This window comes from Streptomyces sp. NPDC048523, from assembly GCF_043199815.1.
In the GTDB taxonomy this organism is placed as follows: Bacteria; Actinomycetota; Actinomycetes; order Streptomycetales; family Streptomycetaceae; genus Streptomyces.
This window is the reverse complement of sequence record NZ_JBICWQ010000002.1, coordinates 331078-345461: the sequence shown is the minus strand read 5'-3', so window position 1 is coordinate 345461 and position 14384 is coordinate 331078. Positions and strand designations below refer to the sequence as shown.

The window sequence follows — 14384 nt, the reverse complement described above, 5'->3', positions numbered from 1 at the left end:
GCGTAGACACATCCCCCGAAGGAAGTGGCCCGTGACCTTCAAGGCTGAGTACATCTGGATCGACGGCACCCAGCCGACGGCGAAGCTCCGCTCCAAGACCAAGATCCTCTCGGACGACGCCAAGGGCGCCGAGCTGGGGATCTGGGGCTTCGACGGGTCCTCCACGAACCAGGCCGAGGGCCACTCCTCGGACCGTGTCCTCAAGCCGGTCTTCTCCTGCCCCGACCCGATCCGCGGCGGCGACGACATCCTCGTCCTGTGCGAGGTCCTCAACATCGACATGACGCCGCACGAGTCCAACACCCGTGCCGCGCTCACCGAGGTCGCCGAGAAGTTCGCCGCCCAGGAGCCGATCTTCGGCATCGAGCAGGAGTACACGTTCTTCAAGGACGGCTACCCCCTCGGCTTCCCCAAGGGCGGCTTCCCGGCCCCGCAGGGCGGCTACTACTGCGGTGTCGGCGCCGACGAGATCTTCGGCCGTGACATCGTCGAGGCGCACCTGGAGAACTGCCTCAAGGCCGGTCTCGCCATCTCCGGCATCAACGCCGAGGTCATGCCCGGCCAGTGGGAGTTCCAGGTCGGCCCGGTCTCCCCGCTGGAGGTCTCCGACCACCTGTGGGTGGCCCGCTGGCTGCTCTACCGCACCGCCGAGGACTTCGGTGTCGCCGCGACCCTGGACCCGAAGCCGGTGAAGGGCGACTGGAACGGCGCGGGCGCGCACACCAACTTCTCCACCAAGGCGATGCGCGAGACCTACGAGGCGATCATCACCGCCGCCGAGTCGCTCGGTGAGGGCTCCAAGCCGCTCGACCACGTCAAGAACTACGGCGCCGGCATCGACGACCGCCTGACCGGCCTGCACGAGACCGCCCCGTGGAACGAGTACTCCTACGGCGTCTCCAACCGCGGCGCCTCGGTCCGTATCCCGTGGCAGGTCGAGAAGGACGGCAAGGGTTACATCGAGGACCGCCGTCCGAACGCCAACGTCGACCCGTACGTCGTGACGCGGCTGATCGTCGACACCTGCTGCTCCGCGCTGGAGAAGGCCGGCCAGGTCTGACCCCCCGCTGTTCCCCGAGGGGCGTCCACCGGCCACGGTGGGCGCCCCTCGGCGCGTCGCGCCGTACGGATGCCACGCCGATTTCACCTGCTTCCTGTGAGGAGGCCCGGCGTTCACGCCGGGGAAGAATCGCATCCGGTGGTCGCGACGCGGAGTGTCGCCGCGTCGGGGTCGGGGCGCGGAGCGCCCGTGCCGCTGCCGGTGTCGCCAAGACGATGCGAACGCGTGTGCCGGTGATCGCTGGTCGGGGTGGTGGCTGTGGGATCCGGGTGCGTTTGTGCGGCTGTCGTACGCACGGTCCTGCGGAGGGTTCGGGACGGCCCAGTGTTCTGGCCGGAGACCATGAGGGGGCGAGATGGAGCAGGTGACGGCGGTTGCGGAGGCCGGGCATGCCCGCTACACCTACCGGCTGCGCTTGTCGGCCGCTGCCTGTACCGCCCTGGGTGCGGAGTGGGACCGGTGCCGCTGGGTGTGGAACGAATGCGTCGCCAAGTCCAAGGCCGTGCACCTGCACAACAAGGCCACCGGCGAGAAGGCCACGTGCGGTCCGGCTCAGCTCGACCGGATGCTGACCGAGGCCCGCGCCCGTACGCCCTGGCTGCGTGAGGGCTCGTCGGTTTGCCAGCAGCAGGTCATCCGTGACTTCGGCTGCTCCCGCGCCAAGGCACACAAGGACATCCGCGAGCGTCTGCCCATGGCGCGCCGGGCCGGGATGCCGAAGTGGAAATCCAAACGCGAGGCACTGCCGACCCTCAACTACACCCAGCGCGGGTTCCGGTTGAAGGGCGGTCGGCTACATCTGGCGGGCGGCATCGTCGTGGCGGTGGTGTGGTCGCGGGAACTGCCGGCCCAGCCGTCCTCGGTGCGCGTGTACCAGGACTGCCTCGGGCACTGGTACGCCTCGTTCGTCGTCCCCGCCCATGTCGAGCCCCTGCCCAGGACCGGTCGCGTACTCGGTGTCGACTGGGGTGTGAAGGAGACCGCGACCACCACGTCCGACGTGCACGATCTGCCGCACGCCGGGCACGGCAGGAAGGCGAAGGCGCAGCTGGTCCGGTACGACCGGATGATGGCCCGCCGCAGGCCGAAGAAGGGACAACCGGCATCGAAGGGCTACCGCGAGGCGAAGAAACTGCGGGCGAAGGCGTACAAGAAGGCAGCGCGAGGACACCGGCCGCAAGTGGGCCAAGAAGGTGGTCCGCGACCACGACGCCATCGCGGTCGAGGATTTCCGCCCGAAGTTCCTCGCCCGGATCACCATGGCCCGCAAGGCCGCTGACGCCGCCATCGGCGCCACCAAGGCCGCTCTGATCGAGATGGGCCGCAAACACGGGCGGGACATCCGCCTTGTCCACCCCGCGTACACCACGATGGACTGCGCGCACTGCGATGCGAGAGCCAAGCATCGCCTGCCGCTGGGTGAGCGCACCTACACCTGCACCGTGTGCGGAACTGTCTCCCCACGGGACAAGAACTCCGCCCGCGTGATGCTCGTCCGGGCTGGTCTCAACCCGGCTGGCGCTGACGGCGCAAGACCTCCTGGAGCGCTGCTCCAGGAGGCGGCCTGAGCCAGGAATCCCCTTCCCTTCAGGGAGGGGAGGAATCAAGCCAAGGAATTGTCCGAGCAGTGAGAGGAGGCTCCTGTTGTCGGCCGACGTCTGCTTCAATGAGCTCATGGCCAGCTACCGGAAGTGCAGCGCGACGGGTCGCCATGACCTCGAGCCCTTCTGGCCTTCCCGTCAGCACCATGACTTCGACCGGGTGTGTTGCCGCGCGACGAACGCGCCGGCCCTCTAAAGCCGTACCCCGGCCTTCGGCCAGCGCGCAGCGTACGTCCCTCGACGACCCTCTCGCGCGAAAGAGCTGACCTCATGGCGACCACTCGTTCTCTCTCCACCGCCACCCTTCCCGCCCCGTCCGAGAACGGCGCACGGCATCGACTGCGAGCCGTCGGCCCGGACGAGGTCCTGAACGTGGCGGAGTTCCTCCCCCCGGGCGCCACCTGGCTGCCCGCTCCCCAGCACACCCTGCCCACCCTGCCGGGCCAGCCCCCGATGATCGGCTACCTGGTGCTCGTCCCGGCCGACCAGCACCCGCCCTTCCCGCAGGAACCGGCGATCACGGACGCTGCCGCCGGCGCCGAGGTCCCCCTCGTGCGGATCGACACCGTGCAGCGCACCGCCGAGGTGAACGGCAGGGAACTCGACCTCACCTACCTGGAGTTCGAGCTTCTCGCCCACCTCGTCCAGCACCCCCACCGGGTGCACACCCGTGACCAGCTGGTCACCACGGTCTGGGGCTACGGCCACGTGGGCGACGGCCGTACCGTCGACGTCCACATCGCCCGGCTGCGCCGCAAGCTGGGCGCGGACTTCCGGGGCGCCATCCAGACCGTGCGGCGGGTCGGCTACAAGTACACCCCGCCGACCGAAGGCTGACCCTCTGCCTCTGCCCACGGCAGATCAGGGTTCCCCCGTGCCGCGTCGGCGGGCACAGTCAGCGGCATGAGACTTCTTCTGCTGGGCGGTACGGAGTTCGTCGGCCGGGCCGTCGCCGAGGCGGCCCTGGCGCACGGCTGGGACGTGACCGTCTTCCACCGGGGACGGCACGCGCCGGTGGCCGGGGTGCGGTCGCTGCACGGCGACCGCACCGCCCCCGACGGTCTCACGGCCCTCGCCGCAGGGGGCTCCTGGGACCTGGTCGTGGACACCTGGTCGGCGGCGCCCCGCGCGGTCCGGGACACGGCACGGCTGCTGCGGGACCGCGCCGACCGTTACGCGTATGTGTCGAGCCGCTCGGTGTACGCCTGGCCGCAGCCGGCCGGATTCACCGAGGAGGCCCCGGTGGTCGAGGGCGCCCTCGCCGACGCGGACCACACGGACTACGCCCGGGACAAGCGGGGCGGTGAACTGGCCGCCGTCGAGGCCTTCGGCGCGGACCGTTCCCTTCTCGTACGCGCCGGCCTGATCCTCGACCCGTACGAGAACATCGGCCGGCTCCCGTGGTGGCTGGACCGGATCGCCCGTGGCGGCCCGGTCCTCGCGCCCGGGCCACGGGACCTTCCCCTCCAGTACGTCGACGTCCGCGACCTGGCGCAGTGGGTGCTGGAGGCCTCCACGGCGGGGCGGAACGGGCCGTACAACCTGGTCGGTCCTCCGGGCCACACCACGATGGGCGAACTCCTCGACGCCTGCGTGGCCGTGACCGGCGGGCCCGCCGAACTGCGCTGGACCGACCCGGACGTCGTCCTCGGCGCGGGCATCGCCCCCTGGACCGGCCTGCCGGTGTGGGTCCCGCCGGACACCGACCTGCACACCACCCTCCACGACGGGGACACCTCCCGGGCCGCCGCCGCGGGCCTGCGCTGCCGTCCGGTCACCGAGACGGTGGCCGACACCTGGCGCTGGCTGCGGGAGATCGGCGGGGTGGCGCCGCAGCGCCCGGACCGGCCGGTGGTGGGTATCGACGAGGAGACGGAGGCGAAGGCACTCGCGGCCGGGGAACGCGGCTGAGAAGAGCGCTCGGCCTCGCCTGCCGGGGCACGCAGGTGCGCGGCACCGGGCGCGTCGGGCGGGGTCGGGTCCCGTCGGCCGCCGCGTTCCGCGGGGTCGGGTCCCGTCGGCCGCCGCGTCCCGCACTCTCGGGCGGGGTCGGGTCCCGTCGGTCGCCGCGTCCTGCATCCTCGGGCGGGGTCGGGTCCCGTCGGTCGCCGCGTCCCGCGCCCTCGGGCGAGGTCAGGTTCCCTCGGCCGCCGCATCGCGCACCCCCGCCAAGAACGCCCGGATCGCCACCCGTTCCCCCTCGTCGTACCCCCGGAGCAGCTCCACCGCCCGCCCGATCAGCGGCCCGAAGAAGGCCTGCCCCAGCTCCACGGCCCGTTCGTCCACCTCCACGACCACCTTGCGCCGGTCTTCGCGGCCCCGCACCCGCCGCACATGACCGGCCCGCTCCAGCCGGTCGAGCAGCGAGGTCGTCCCGGCCGAGTTGAGCCCGAGCTCAGCGCCGAGCCGCCCCACCGTCATCTCCTCGCCCGCGCGGGAGGCGTCCATGAGGGCGATCAGGGCGCGCACGTCCGTCGGGTGCATGGCGTTGCGCTGCGCGAACCGGGCGCTGTGCAGGCCGAGTTCGACGGCCACCGCACGCAGCAGATGGACGAGCTCCATCTCGGGTCCCTCGGACGGCATGGACACTCTCCCGTTATTATCTCGCTCATCGAGTATCTCGCTGAACGAGATAATAGGGGAGGGATCGATGGGCCGATACGACGGTGACGCGTTCGAGGCCGCATACGAAAAGGTGTGGGAGAAGTGGCCCGCAGGCCGGGAGGCGCTCCGGGTTCCCACTCCGTTCGGCACGACGTACGTGAACGCCTGCGGCCCGGCCGACGCACCCCCGCTCGTCCTGCTGCCGGGCGGCGGGGGAGCGACCTCCACGTCCTGGTACGCCCAGGCCGCCCACCTCGCCCGCACCCGCCGGGTCCTCGCCGTCGACCTGATCGGTGCCCCGGGCCGCAGTGAACCGGCCGCCGACCGCCACCCCCGCACGGTCGCCGACCTCGCCGCCTGGCTGGACGCCCTCCTCGGCGGACTCGGCGTCGGGCGGGCCGACTTCGGCGGGCACTCCTACGGCGCCTGGACCGCCCTGCACTACGCCCTGCGCGCCCCCGACCGGATGCGCCGCCTGTTCCTCCTGGACCCGACCCAGTGCTTCGCCGGGTTCAAGGCGGCGTATCTGCTGCACGCCCTGCCGATGCTGCTGCGTCCGACGCCGACCCGTGTCCGCGCCTTCCTGGAGTGGGAGACCGGGGGAGGCGTCCTGGACCCCGACTGGCTCCGCCTCCAGGAGGCCGCCGCCGGTTTTCCCGCCGCCCGGCCTGTCACCGGCCCCCGCCCTGCCCTGGACGCACTGCGCGCCCTGAACACGCCGGTCCTGCTGCTCGTGGCCGCGAACAGCAGGACCCATGACACGTACCAGGTGACGGCCCAGGCCGGCGAACTGCTGCCGCGGGCGGAGATCGACGTCGTCCCCGGCGTCTCCCACCACGCGCTGCCGCAGTCCGCACCTCCCGAACTGGCCCGCCGCCTCAGCGAGTTCCTAGGTGAACGACCCGAATAGCCTCACCCCACCTTCTCGATCAAGGCCCGGCGGATGAGGAACTTGCCGGGCTCCCGTACCTGTTCGAAAGCCGCGTTGTTGAGCAGCGCACAGCTGCCGGAGACGGAAGTGACCTCCACCGTCGTGGACTTGTTGTTGTCCAGGTTGGTGACCTTCAACTTCGTACCGGTCGGGAACTGGTTGCTGGACGCGGCGGGCGCGCCGGCCTCACCGGACAGGGTGACGGTCGAGCCGTTGCACACCTGCTGCCCGGAGGCGGCGTTCCCGGTGGAGGGGGCCTGGGAAGCGGCGGGCGCCGAGGGGGACGCGGCCTGTGGGGGCTGCGAGGACTGCGAGGGCTGCGAGGGCTGCCCCGCGGTGGCCTGGGAGCCCTGAGCCGACTCCCCGACCACGCAACCGGACGCCTCCTGCTGCACCTTGATCTGCGCGATCACCGCTTCCCGGTTGGCGATCCGGGCCGCCGACTGTGCGTCGGGAGCGGCCCGTTGATCCGCGATGAACCGCTGGTTGTTGCCGAGCGCGGTGGCGAGCCCCTGGCAGACCGTCGACTCCGCGGCCGTCTGCGGGCTCGCGGCGTTCGAGGTGCTGGCCATCACGAAGGCCCCACCACCCGCCGCCACCGCCGCGCTCACCAGCAGCGCGACCTTCTTCTTCGTACCGAGCGTTCTCCTGCGCGACATCCGCGACTCCTGAGAGCTAGGGGAGTGTACGCCGCTATGTACGAGATACCGAACGAGGTTGCTCAGCGGTCGCGGGAGTCAGGTGACGTAACCTGCGTCACACCCGGTTACTTCCTGGCCATGGCATCCCGCACGGCGTCCTCGGTGCGGCCGACCACCGCCGAGCCGTCGTCCGCCGTGATGAGGGGCCGCTGGATGAGCTTGGGGTGCTCGGCGAGCGCGGTGATCCAGCGGTCGCGCGAACTGTCGTCCCGGGCCCACTCCTTGAGGCCGAGCTCCTTGGCGGCGGCCTCCTGGGTGCGGGTGATGTCCCAGGGTTCGAGGCCGAGCCGGTCGAGCACCTCGCGGATCTCGTCCTCGCTCGGGACGTCCTCCAGGTAGCGGCGGACGGTGTACTCGGCCCCTTCCGCGTCGAGCAGGCTGATCGCGCTGCGGCACTTCGAACAGGCCGGATTGATCCAGATCTCCATGGCCCCACGGTACTGCGAAAACCCGTTGTCCACCTGCGTCACAGCACCCCCGAAAGCCCTTGTGGCCAGGGGCTTTTGTCAGTGGCGGACGGTAGAATGAAACCAGTGTTCGAGGGCGTCGCCGGGGTCCCGGTGGCCGCCCTTACCGCGACAGGAGGATGCCTGTGCCCGCTGCCGCACTGAAGCAGAAGCCGTTCCCGACCCAGTCCACCGCGAAGCACCCCGTGCTGCTCGACCTGCCGTACACCCCCGTGGAGAAGCGCCCGTTGCCGCCGGGCCGCCCCCGCGAGTGGTATGTCACCCACAACCGCCGACTCAAGGCGATGCGGCTCGCGATCGCCCTGCTCGACTCCGGCGTCTACGTGCCGAACCAGGCGCGCAACGAGACGATCCGGGACGCGGCGGAAATGATCGGCGTCCACCCACCGTCGGACACGACGTGCCACATGGTGCGGGCGCTGATGCGGTACGCCCGATAGGCCGCGACGCCGGGTACCCCTGCTCTCCGGGGGTGCCCGGCGTTCCGGTCAGCCCGCGGGTTCGGCCAGTTCCTTCTCCAACGGCGTCCGGAACCGGGGCCGCACCCGAGTCGCCCCCACCCAGTCCCGCAAGCGGGCGGCCTCCACCGCGACGGCCGCCTCCGCCTCGCGTCCCACCCCGTCCGTGTCCAACAACCGCCAGACGATCTCGCCGTCCGGCCGCTGGCCCCACCCGCCGATCACCCGCCCGTTCCACCACACCGTCGGCCCCACGTTTCCGCTCCGGTCGAACAGCGCGGGCCGCAGGGACGGCGCCAGATACCAGTCCCGCTGCTGCCAGCCCATCGCCGTCGGATCGAGGCCGGGCAGCAGGGCGGCCCAGGGCTCCACCGGCTCCACGAGCGGGCCGGCGTCGCCCTCGACGACGTACGCGGGGCCCTCGTCCACGGTCACCCGCACCGCGCGGATCGCCGTGAGGGCGCGGCGCACGTCGGTCACCTTCCAGCCCGTCCACCACTTCAGGTCGGCCTCGGTGGCGGGACCGCACACGGCGAGCCAGCGCCGCAGCAACTCCGCCTGGGCCCCGGCCACCTCGAGCTCGGGATGCGGCGGCGCCACCGCCCAGCGGAACTGCGAGGACATCCAGGTGCCGAGCGGCCGCCCGCGGACCACCTTGCCCTCCACACCGAGCACCCTCAGCAGGCGGCTCACGACGGTGTGGACGCCCTCGTAGCTCTTCCCGGCCGCGTACGCGAACTGCTCCCGCAGCCGCGGCTCGTCCTCGCAGAGCTCCGTCGCCGTCGCCTCTCCGCGCCGGGCGAGCGCGGCCAGCGCCGACTCCTCGACCTCCTTCAGCCAGGCCGCGTCCGGGGCACCCGCCTTCGCCATGTCCTTGAGGAGCGCGGCCCGTTCCCGCGCGGCGACCGTGAGACCGGTCGAGGCGTGCACGACCGCGGTGAGCTCGGCCGGGAACGCGAACACGGTGTGCCGCATCCCGTGCATCCGCACCAGGGACCGGTCCTCGTACAACGCCCGCTCGGTCTCGGCGACGGTCCCGGCGGGATCCGCGAGCCGCGCGCCGACGGCCAGATACACGGTCGCGGGATCGGACCCGTGCAGCGCGACCAGAGCACCGGCCACCTCCTCGGGACTCCCCACCCGAGCGCGCACGGCCAACTGCTGCCGCACCCCGAGCCGAGCCCGCCGCTCATCCACCCCGACGTACCGCTCCCCGCCATCCGTAGCCATACGGACCATCTTGGCGCAGGCCACTGACAACACGCGCGCCACACGGGGCTCGGCGCTGTATCGGGGTGCGGCCACGCGGCGAAAGAGCTTCGCACAGAGCAGGCATCACCCCGCCGCTCCGGGGCTACTCTTCTACACCACACCCACGCACACGGAGGCCCGTCATGGGCACCATCATCCTTTCCGGGACCGTCGTCCTGGTCATCCTGGGCTTCGGGAACCACACCTGGTGGCTCGTCGCCGTCGCCCTGCTCTTCGTGTACATGCAGTACGGCCGGGGCGGGGCCTCGGCGTCCTCGTCGGGCGGTTCGTCCGGCGGCGGCTCGGGGGCCGTGCCCGGCGACTACCGGGCGTACCGCGACCGCCGGGACAAGCAGGCCAAGTGGGACCGCCGTTACCGCCGCGAGCGTCCCCTGGAGTCCCGTCGGCAGGCGCGTGAGAGAAAGGGCTCATGAGGGAAGGGCCGGTGCTCAGAGGCCGGGGGCGCCCCACAGGGGGAACCAGCGGCTCAGGTCCTGCTCGATCCGCAGATCGTCCGTGAGCGCGGCCTTCACCCGCAGTTCCAGCGGGTTGTCGCGCCGCTGTCCCTCGCCGGGCAGCGGCGCGAAGGGATAGAAGGTGCCGCGCTTGTAGAGGTAGACCAGCGCGAGGGAACGGCCCTCGGCGTCCCGGAACCCGGCGATCGAGCACAGCAGTTGCGGCCCGAAGCCGTTGACCTCCATCGAACTGTTCACCGCGTGCAGGTCGTTCACCAGTTGCGGCAGCTGCTCCGGGGTGCGCTCGGAGACCAGCCAGGAGTAGCCGAACTCGTCCCGCCGCAGTTCCACCGGCGGGCCGTCCCGGTCGGCGTCCGCGTCCAGCAGGGCCTGGACCTCCCGGTGCGTCTGCTCGAAGGCCGCGCCCTCCACCGTGGCGAAGCACACCGCCCCGCGTCCGGTCGGCGTGAAGGAGGCGGCCGCCTCCAGCGTGACGGCCGCCGACGGCAGCGCGAAGAGCCGGTCGAGATCGGGCGCGACGGGCTTCGTACGCCCGAGCAGGATGTCCAGCAGCCCCATACTCAGTCCGCCCTGCCGTTCCCGGGCGTCGCCGCCTCGCCCAACTCCGCCGAGATCCGCCCCAGTTGCTCCAGCCGCTGCTCCAGGGACGGGTGGGTCGAGAAGATCCGCTCGATGCCGGGCTCCTTGCCGGTGGCGGGAGTGAAGTAGAAGGCGTTGAAGGCCTGGGCGGTGCGCAGGTCCTTGGTCGGGATGCGGGCGAGCTCCCCGGAGACCTTGGTGAGCGCGGACGCGAGGGCCGAGGGCCGGCCGGTGAGGTGGGCCGCGGCCCGGTCCGCCGCCAGCTCCCGGTACCGGGACAGCGCCCTGATCAGCAGGAAGCTCAGCGCGTACACGGCCGCCGAGACACCCATCACGGCAGCGAAGATCACGGCGGTGTTCTGGTCCTTCCGCCCGCCGAACAGCTGGCTGTAGAAGGCGAACCGCACGATCAGCCCGGCGATCACGCCCAGGAACGAGGCGATGGTGATCACGGCGACGTCCTTGTGCGCCACGTGCGACAGCTCGTGCGCGAGCACGCCCTCCAGTTCGGCGGGATCCAGCCGCCGCAGCAGTCCGGTGGTCACACACACCACGGCGTTGTCCGGGTTCCGCCCGGTGGCGAACGCGTTGGGCATGTCCATCGTGGACACCGCGATCACGGGCTTGGGCATGTCCGCGATCGCACACAGCCGGTCGACCACCGCATGCAGTTCGGGATACTCCTCCCGCCCCACGACCCGCCCGCGCATCGCGAACATCGCGATCCTGTCGGAGAACCAGAACTGCGCCACGAACATCACGGCGATCAGGGCCACGACCAGCAGCCACGACTTCAGCAACACGATCAACGCGGCGAAGAACGCCACGTACAGCAGTCCGAGCAGGAACATCGTGACCGTCATCCGCACGGTCAGCCGCCGGTCGCTCCGGAAACGACTCCGCATCTGCACCACCCCGCAGTCAGGCACTCGTCCCACCCTTCAGTGTGCACCTGGCCCGGCCCATGAAGCGGTCGCGATCAGCCCTGGGGCCGGCAAAGGCTCAGTCCCTGAGCCCGGCCTCCCACCTGAGCCGGTGCAACGTGTGCGCGTCGAACAGCCGCGCCCGGTCCAGCAGCTCACCCACCTCCGCCGACCCGGGCGGCACATCCGCCGTCGGACGCCAGCGCCGCACCGACTGACGGGCCCAGAGCCGCAGCTTGTCGTCCGGGTCGTCGAGCAGCGCGACGGCGGCCCGCAGCCGTACGAGCCCGCCGTGCGCGTTGAGCAGCCGGAACGCGGAGACCCGCGTCTCCCGGCCCCGCTGCACCGCCAGCCGCTCCGACAGCCACCCGTCGTCCAGCAGCCGCGCGGACGGCACCAGCGCCAGGGTCGCTTCCCGGACCACACCGGGCGCGGGATCGTCGAGCAGCGCTCGCAGCCGCCGTACGTCCAACACGTCCAGCAGCCGCAGCCCGCCCACCGCGCGCGCCCTGACCACCGGATCCGGATGCCCGGTCAACGCCCACAGTGTCTCGGCGTCACTCCAGTTCCCGCACTCCGCGAGCCCGCTCACCACGCCCGCCGACAGCTCGGGATCACCGGGGTCGGCACACCGCCGCCGGTACCACTCCACCGGGTCGCTCCCCGCCTGCCGTACGACATACCGGGCGCAGGCCCGCACCACCCCGGCCCGGTCGCCGAGAAACCCGACCGCCCGCTCCCCGCGCCCGGCCCGCCGCAACGCGGTCACCCCGGCCGACCGCGCCCGCGGATTGCGGGCGGCGAGCAACGGTTCGAGTACGTCGTCGTCCGCGTCGCCCTCCGCGATGCCGGCCAGGGCGGCCTCCGCGCAGAGGCTCTGGACGACCGTGTCGTCGTCCCGGGCGGCGGCGTGGGCCAGCTCGACGGGGGAGAGGAAGCCCTGCGCGACGGCCAGGCGGTAGGCGTATCTGCGGGTGATCCGGTCGTCGCCGGTGTACAGCGTCGCGAGCGTGCCCCGGGGTGCGGCGCGCAGCAACCCGGTGGCGAGGTCGATGACGAAGTCGCCCCGGCTCCGGCGCCCGATGCGCAGGATCAGCGGCATCAGCCGTACCGCGGACCCGGGGTCGAGCACCTTTGCCAGCACCCGCCGGGCGTCCTCACGCACCGGCGCCGCCCAGTCGGAGCACCGTACGACCACCAGCGGCCACAGCCCGGGGTATGCGGGGGCCTGCTGCAGGGCAGCCGCGCGGATCCGGCCGTCCCGGTGGCACAGGGCGAGGGCGAGCTGCGCCTCGGTGAGCGGATCGGCGCCCGGACGCCAGGCGGTCTGCCGTACCGCGGCGTCCAGTGCGAGCCAAGCGGCCGGATCGGTGGTGTCGAGCATCTCCCGCAGCGAAGCCCCCTCCGCGAGGCGTACCGCCACCGCCGCGCTGTCCGCCGTGTCCCCGTCCATCATTGCTTCCCGTCTCGGGCTAGTACGACGCCCGGAAGTTCACGTACCCCAGCAGCAAAACGATCGCCGCCACACTGCCGAACACGATCGCCGTCGACCTCCACGACGACCGGCGAGGCGCCCTCGGCTCCGGGCCGGCGCGGAACGGCTGGGGCTTCGGCGGATTCTCCTTCCAACGGGCGGCGAGCATCCGGGCCCGCGCAGAGGGCTCCTTGAGCTCGGCCCCGTCGGCCCACTTGATGTCGAACTCCCGCTCCGTGTCGCCCTGTTCGGACATCCCTAACCCCCGTCGGTCTTCTCGAACAGCCGTGCCAGAAACCATACGACGGCGCCCCCGCCCCGAGAAACCGGGGACGGGGGCGCCGTGAAGCCGCCGTAGGACTGGCCTACGAGCCGATCACACGTCGAAGTACAACTCGAACTCGTGCGGGTGCGGACGCAGCTGCAGCGGGGCGATCTCGTTCGTGCGCTTGAAGTCGATCCACGTCTCGATCAGGTCCGGCGTGAAGACGTCGCCCTGGAGGAGGAACTCGTGGTCGGCCTCGAGGGAGTTGAGGACCGCCGGGAGGGAGGTGGGGACCTGGGCGACGTTCGCGTGCTCCTCGGGAGCCAGCTCGTACAGGTCCTTGTCGATCGGCTCGGCCGGCTCGATCTTGTTCTTGATGCCGTCCAGGCCCGCCAGGAGCAGCGCCGAGAAGGCCAGGTACGGGTTGCCGGAGGAGTCGGGCGCGCGGAACTCGACGCGCTTGGCCTTCGGGTTGGAACCGGTGATCGGGATACGCATGGCCGCGGAGCGGTTGCGCTGCGAGTACACCAGGTTGATCGGCGCCTCGAAGCCCGGCACCAGACGGTGGTACGAGTTCACCGTCGGGTTGGTGAAGGCGAGCAGCGACGGGGCGTGCTTGAGGATGCCGCCGATGTAGTAACGGGCGGTGTCCGACAGGCCCGCGTAACCGGCCTCGTCGTAGAAGAGCGGGGAGCCGCCGGCCCACAGGGACTGGTGGACGTGCATGCCCGAGCCGTTGTCACCGAAGATCGGCTTCGGCATGAAGGTCGCGGTCTTGCCGTTGCGCCAGGCGACGTTCTTCACGATGTACTTGAAGAGCTGGAGGTCGTCGGCCGCGGCGAGCAGCGTGTTGAACTTGTAGTTGATCTCCGCCTGGCCAGCGGTGCCCACCTCGTGGTGCTGGCGCTCGACCTGGAGGCCGGACTTGGCCAGCTCCAGGGAGATCTCCGCACGCAGGTCGGCGAAGTGGTCGACCGGCGGGGTCGGGAAGTAACCGCCCTTGTAACGGACCTTGTAGCCGCGGTTGTTGTCGACCGCACCGGTGTTCCAGGCGCCGGCCTCGGAGTCGATGTGGTAGAAGGACTCGTTCGACGACGTGGCGAAGCGCACGCTGTCGAACACGTAGAACTCGGCCTCGGGGCCGAAGTACGCGGTGTCGGCGATCCCGGTGGAGGCGAGGTAGGCCTCGGCCTTCTTCGCCACGTTGCGCGGGTCACGGCTGTACTGCTCGCCGGTGATCGGGTCGTGGATGAAGAAGTTGATGTTCAGCGTCTTGTCGCGGCGGAAGGAGTCGACCCGGGCGGTCGACAGGTCCGCGCGCAGCGCCATGTCGGACTCGTGGATGGCCTGGAAGCCACGGATCGACGAACCGTCGAACGCGAGCTCCTCGTCCGGGTCGAACGCCTCGACGGGCAGCGTGAAGTGCTGCATCACGCCCGGCAGGTCGCAGAACCGGACGTCGACGAACTTGACGTCCTCGTCCGCGATGAACTTCTTGGCCTCGTCGGCGTTCTGGAACATCCAGCTCCTCCTACTCCCGACCGTTCCTGGACCGGGGTGGTAGTTCGTTCGTGCGGCCAGTGCGGTGGCACAC

Annotated in this window: 15 protein-coding genes and 1 pseudogene; 7 read left to right on the top strand and 9 right to left on the bottom strand. The window is 71.2% G+C overall.

The window, feature by feature from the left end; all coding sequences use genetic code 11:
• Nucleotides 1-31 precede the first annotated feature (31 nt).
• The 4 genes and pseudogenes from glnII to ACGFWE_RS10515 all read left to right on the top strand — a co-directional run bounded on the left by glnII (nucleotide 32) and on the right by ACGFWE_RS10515 (nucleotide 4572).
• Nucleotides 32-1060, top strand: a complete 1029-nt coding sequence (gene glnII / locus ACGFWE_RS10530; protein ID WP_352383106.1) for a glutamine synthetase — start codon at nucleotides 32-34, stop codon at nucleotides 1058-1060.
• Between the two features lie 355 nt (nucleotides 1061-1415).
• Nucleotides 1416-2628 (top strand): annotated as a pseudogene (locus tag ACGFWE_RS10525) (RNA-guided endonuclease InsQ/TnpB family protein).
• Nucleotides 2629-2931: 303 nt separating this feature from the next.
• Nucleotides 2932-3498: a winged helix-turn-helix domain-containing protein gene (locus ACGFWE_RS10520; protein WP_352383102.1), complete on the top strand. Its 567-nt coding sequence runs from the start codon at nucleotides 2932-2934 to the stop codon at nucleotides 3496-3498.
• A 66-nt stretch (nucleotides 3499-3564) separates the two neighbouring features.
• A complete protein-coding gene (locus tag ACGFWE_RS10515; RefSeq protein WP_393599287.1) occupies nucleotides 3565-4572 on the top strand; it encodes an SDR family oxidoreductase in 1008 nt (335 codons plus the stop codon).
• A gap of 222 nt (nucleotides 4573-4794) precedes the next feature.
• Here the strand turns inward: ACGFWE_RS10515 and ACGFWE_RS10510 are convergent, their stop codons facing one another.
• Nucleotides 4795-5244, bottom strand: coding sequence for a MarR family winged helix-turn-helix transcriptional regulator (locus tag ACGFWE_RS10510; RefSeq protein WP_393599285.1), 450 nt, complete (start codon nucleotides 5242-5244; stop codon nucleotides 4795-4797).
• A gap of 67 nt (nucleotides 5245-5311) precedes the next feature.
• Between ACGFWE_RS10510 and ACGFWE_RS10505 the strand changes: the two genes are divergently transcribed.
• Nucleotides 5312-6175, top strand: a complete 864-nt coding sequence (locus tag ACGFWE_RS10505) for an alpha/beta fold hydrolase (protein WP_393599283.1) — start codon at nucleotides 5312-5314, stop codon at nucleotides 6173-6175.
• A 2-nt stretch (nucleotides 6176-6177) separates the two neighbouring features.
• Here ACGFWE_RS10505 and ACGFWE_RS10500 read toward each other — a convergent pair whose 3' ends face one another.
• Complete coding sequence (locus ACGFWE_RS10500) at nucleotides 6178-6855, bottom strand: hypothetical protein (RefSeq protein WP_393599281.1); 678 nt, start codon at nucleotides 6853-6855, stop codon at nucleotides 6178-6180.
• Nucleotides 6856-6962: 107 nt separating this feature from the next.
• Nucleotides 6963-7325: an arsenate reductase family protein gene (locus ACGFWE_RS10495; protein WP_393599280.1), complete on the bottom strand. Its 363-nt coding sequence runs from the start codon at nucleotides 7323-7325 to the stop codon at nucleotides 6963-6965.
• Between the two features lie 164 nt (nucleotides 7326-7489).
• On the opposite strand from ACGFWE_RS10495, the gene ACGFWE_RS10490 reads away from it, so the two are divergent.
• Nucleotides 7490-7804, top strand: coding sequence for a hypothetical protein (locus ACGFWE_RS10490; RefSeq protein ID WP_352383091.1), 315 nt, complete (start codon nucleotides 7490-7492; stop codon nucleotides 7802-7804).
• 48 nt (nucleotides 7805-7852) lie between these two features.
• Here the strand turns inward: ACGFWE_RS10490 and ACGFWE_RS10485 are convergent, their stop codons facing one another.
• Nucleotides 7853-9052 (bottom strand): winged helix DNA-binding domain-containing protein, encoded by a 1200-nt coding sequence (locus tag ACGFWE_RS10485; RefSeq protein ID WP_393599278.1) that lies wholly within the window; start codon nucleotides 9050-9052, stop codon nucleotides 7853-7855.
• 164 nt (nucleotides 9053-9216) lie between these two features.
• Here ACGFWE_RS10485 and ACGFWE_RS10480 point away from each other — a divergent pair, with 164 nt between their 5' ends.
• Nucleotides 9217-9507: a hypothetical protein gene (locus ACGFWE_RS10480; protein ID WP_352383087.1), complete on the top strand. Its 291-nt coding sequence runs from the start codon at nucleotides 9217-9219 to the stop codon at nucleotides 9505-9507.
• A 15-nt stretch (nucleotides 9508-9522) separates the two neighbouring features.
• On the opposite strand, the gene ACGFWE_RS10475 is transcribed toward ACGFWE_RS10480, so the two are convergent.
• From ACGFWE_RS10475 to glnA, 5 genes are all read right to left on the bottom strand, one after another.
• Nucleotides 9523-10107 carry a hypothetical protein gene (locus ACGFWE_RS10475; protein ID WP_352383085.1) on the bottom strand — a complete coding sequence of 195 codons (585 nt, stop codon included), beginning with the start codon at nucleotides 10105-10107 and terminating at the stop codon, nucleotides 9523-9525.
• A 2-nt stretch (nucleotides 10108-10109) separates the two neighbouring features.
• A complete protein-coding gene (htpX, locus tag ACGFWE_RS10470; RefSeq protein ID WP_352383083.1) occupies nucleotides 10110-11033 on the bottom strand; it encodes a zinc metalloprotease HtpX in 924 nt (307 codons plus the stop codon).
• A 97-nt stretch (nucleotides 11034-11130) separates the two neighbouring features.
• Complete coding sequence (locus ACGFWE_RS10465; protein WP_393599275.1) at nucleotides 11131-12504, bottom strand: hypothetical protein; 1374 nt, start codon at nucleotides 12502-12504, stop codon at nucleotides 11131-11133.
• A gap of 19 nt (nucleotides 12505-12523) precedes the next feature.
• The gene (locus ACGFWE_RS10460; RefSeq protein WP_352383079.1) at nucleotides 12524-12781 is read right to left on the bottom strand and encodes a hypothetical protein; all 258 of its coding nucleotides are present in this window, start codon (nucleotides 12779-12781) and stop codon (nucleotides 12524-12526) included.
• A gap of 120 nt (nucleotides 12782-12901) precedes the next feature.
• Nucleotides 12902-14311, bottom strand: a complete 1410-nt coding sequence (glnA, locus tag ACGFWE_RS10455) for a type I glutamate--ammonia ligase (RefSeq protein WP_352383077.1) — start codon at nucleotides 14309-14311, stop codon at nucleotides 12902-12904.
• Nucleotides 14312-14384: the final 73 nt, after the last annotated feature.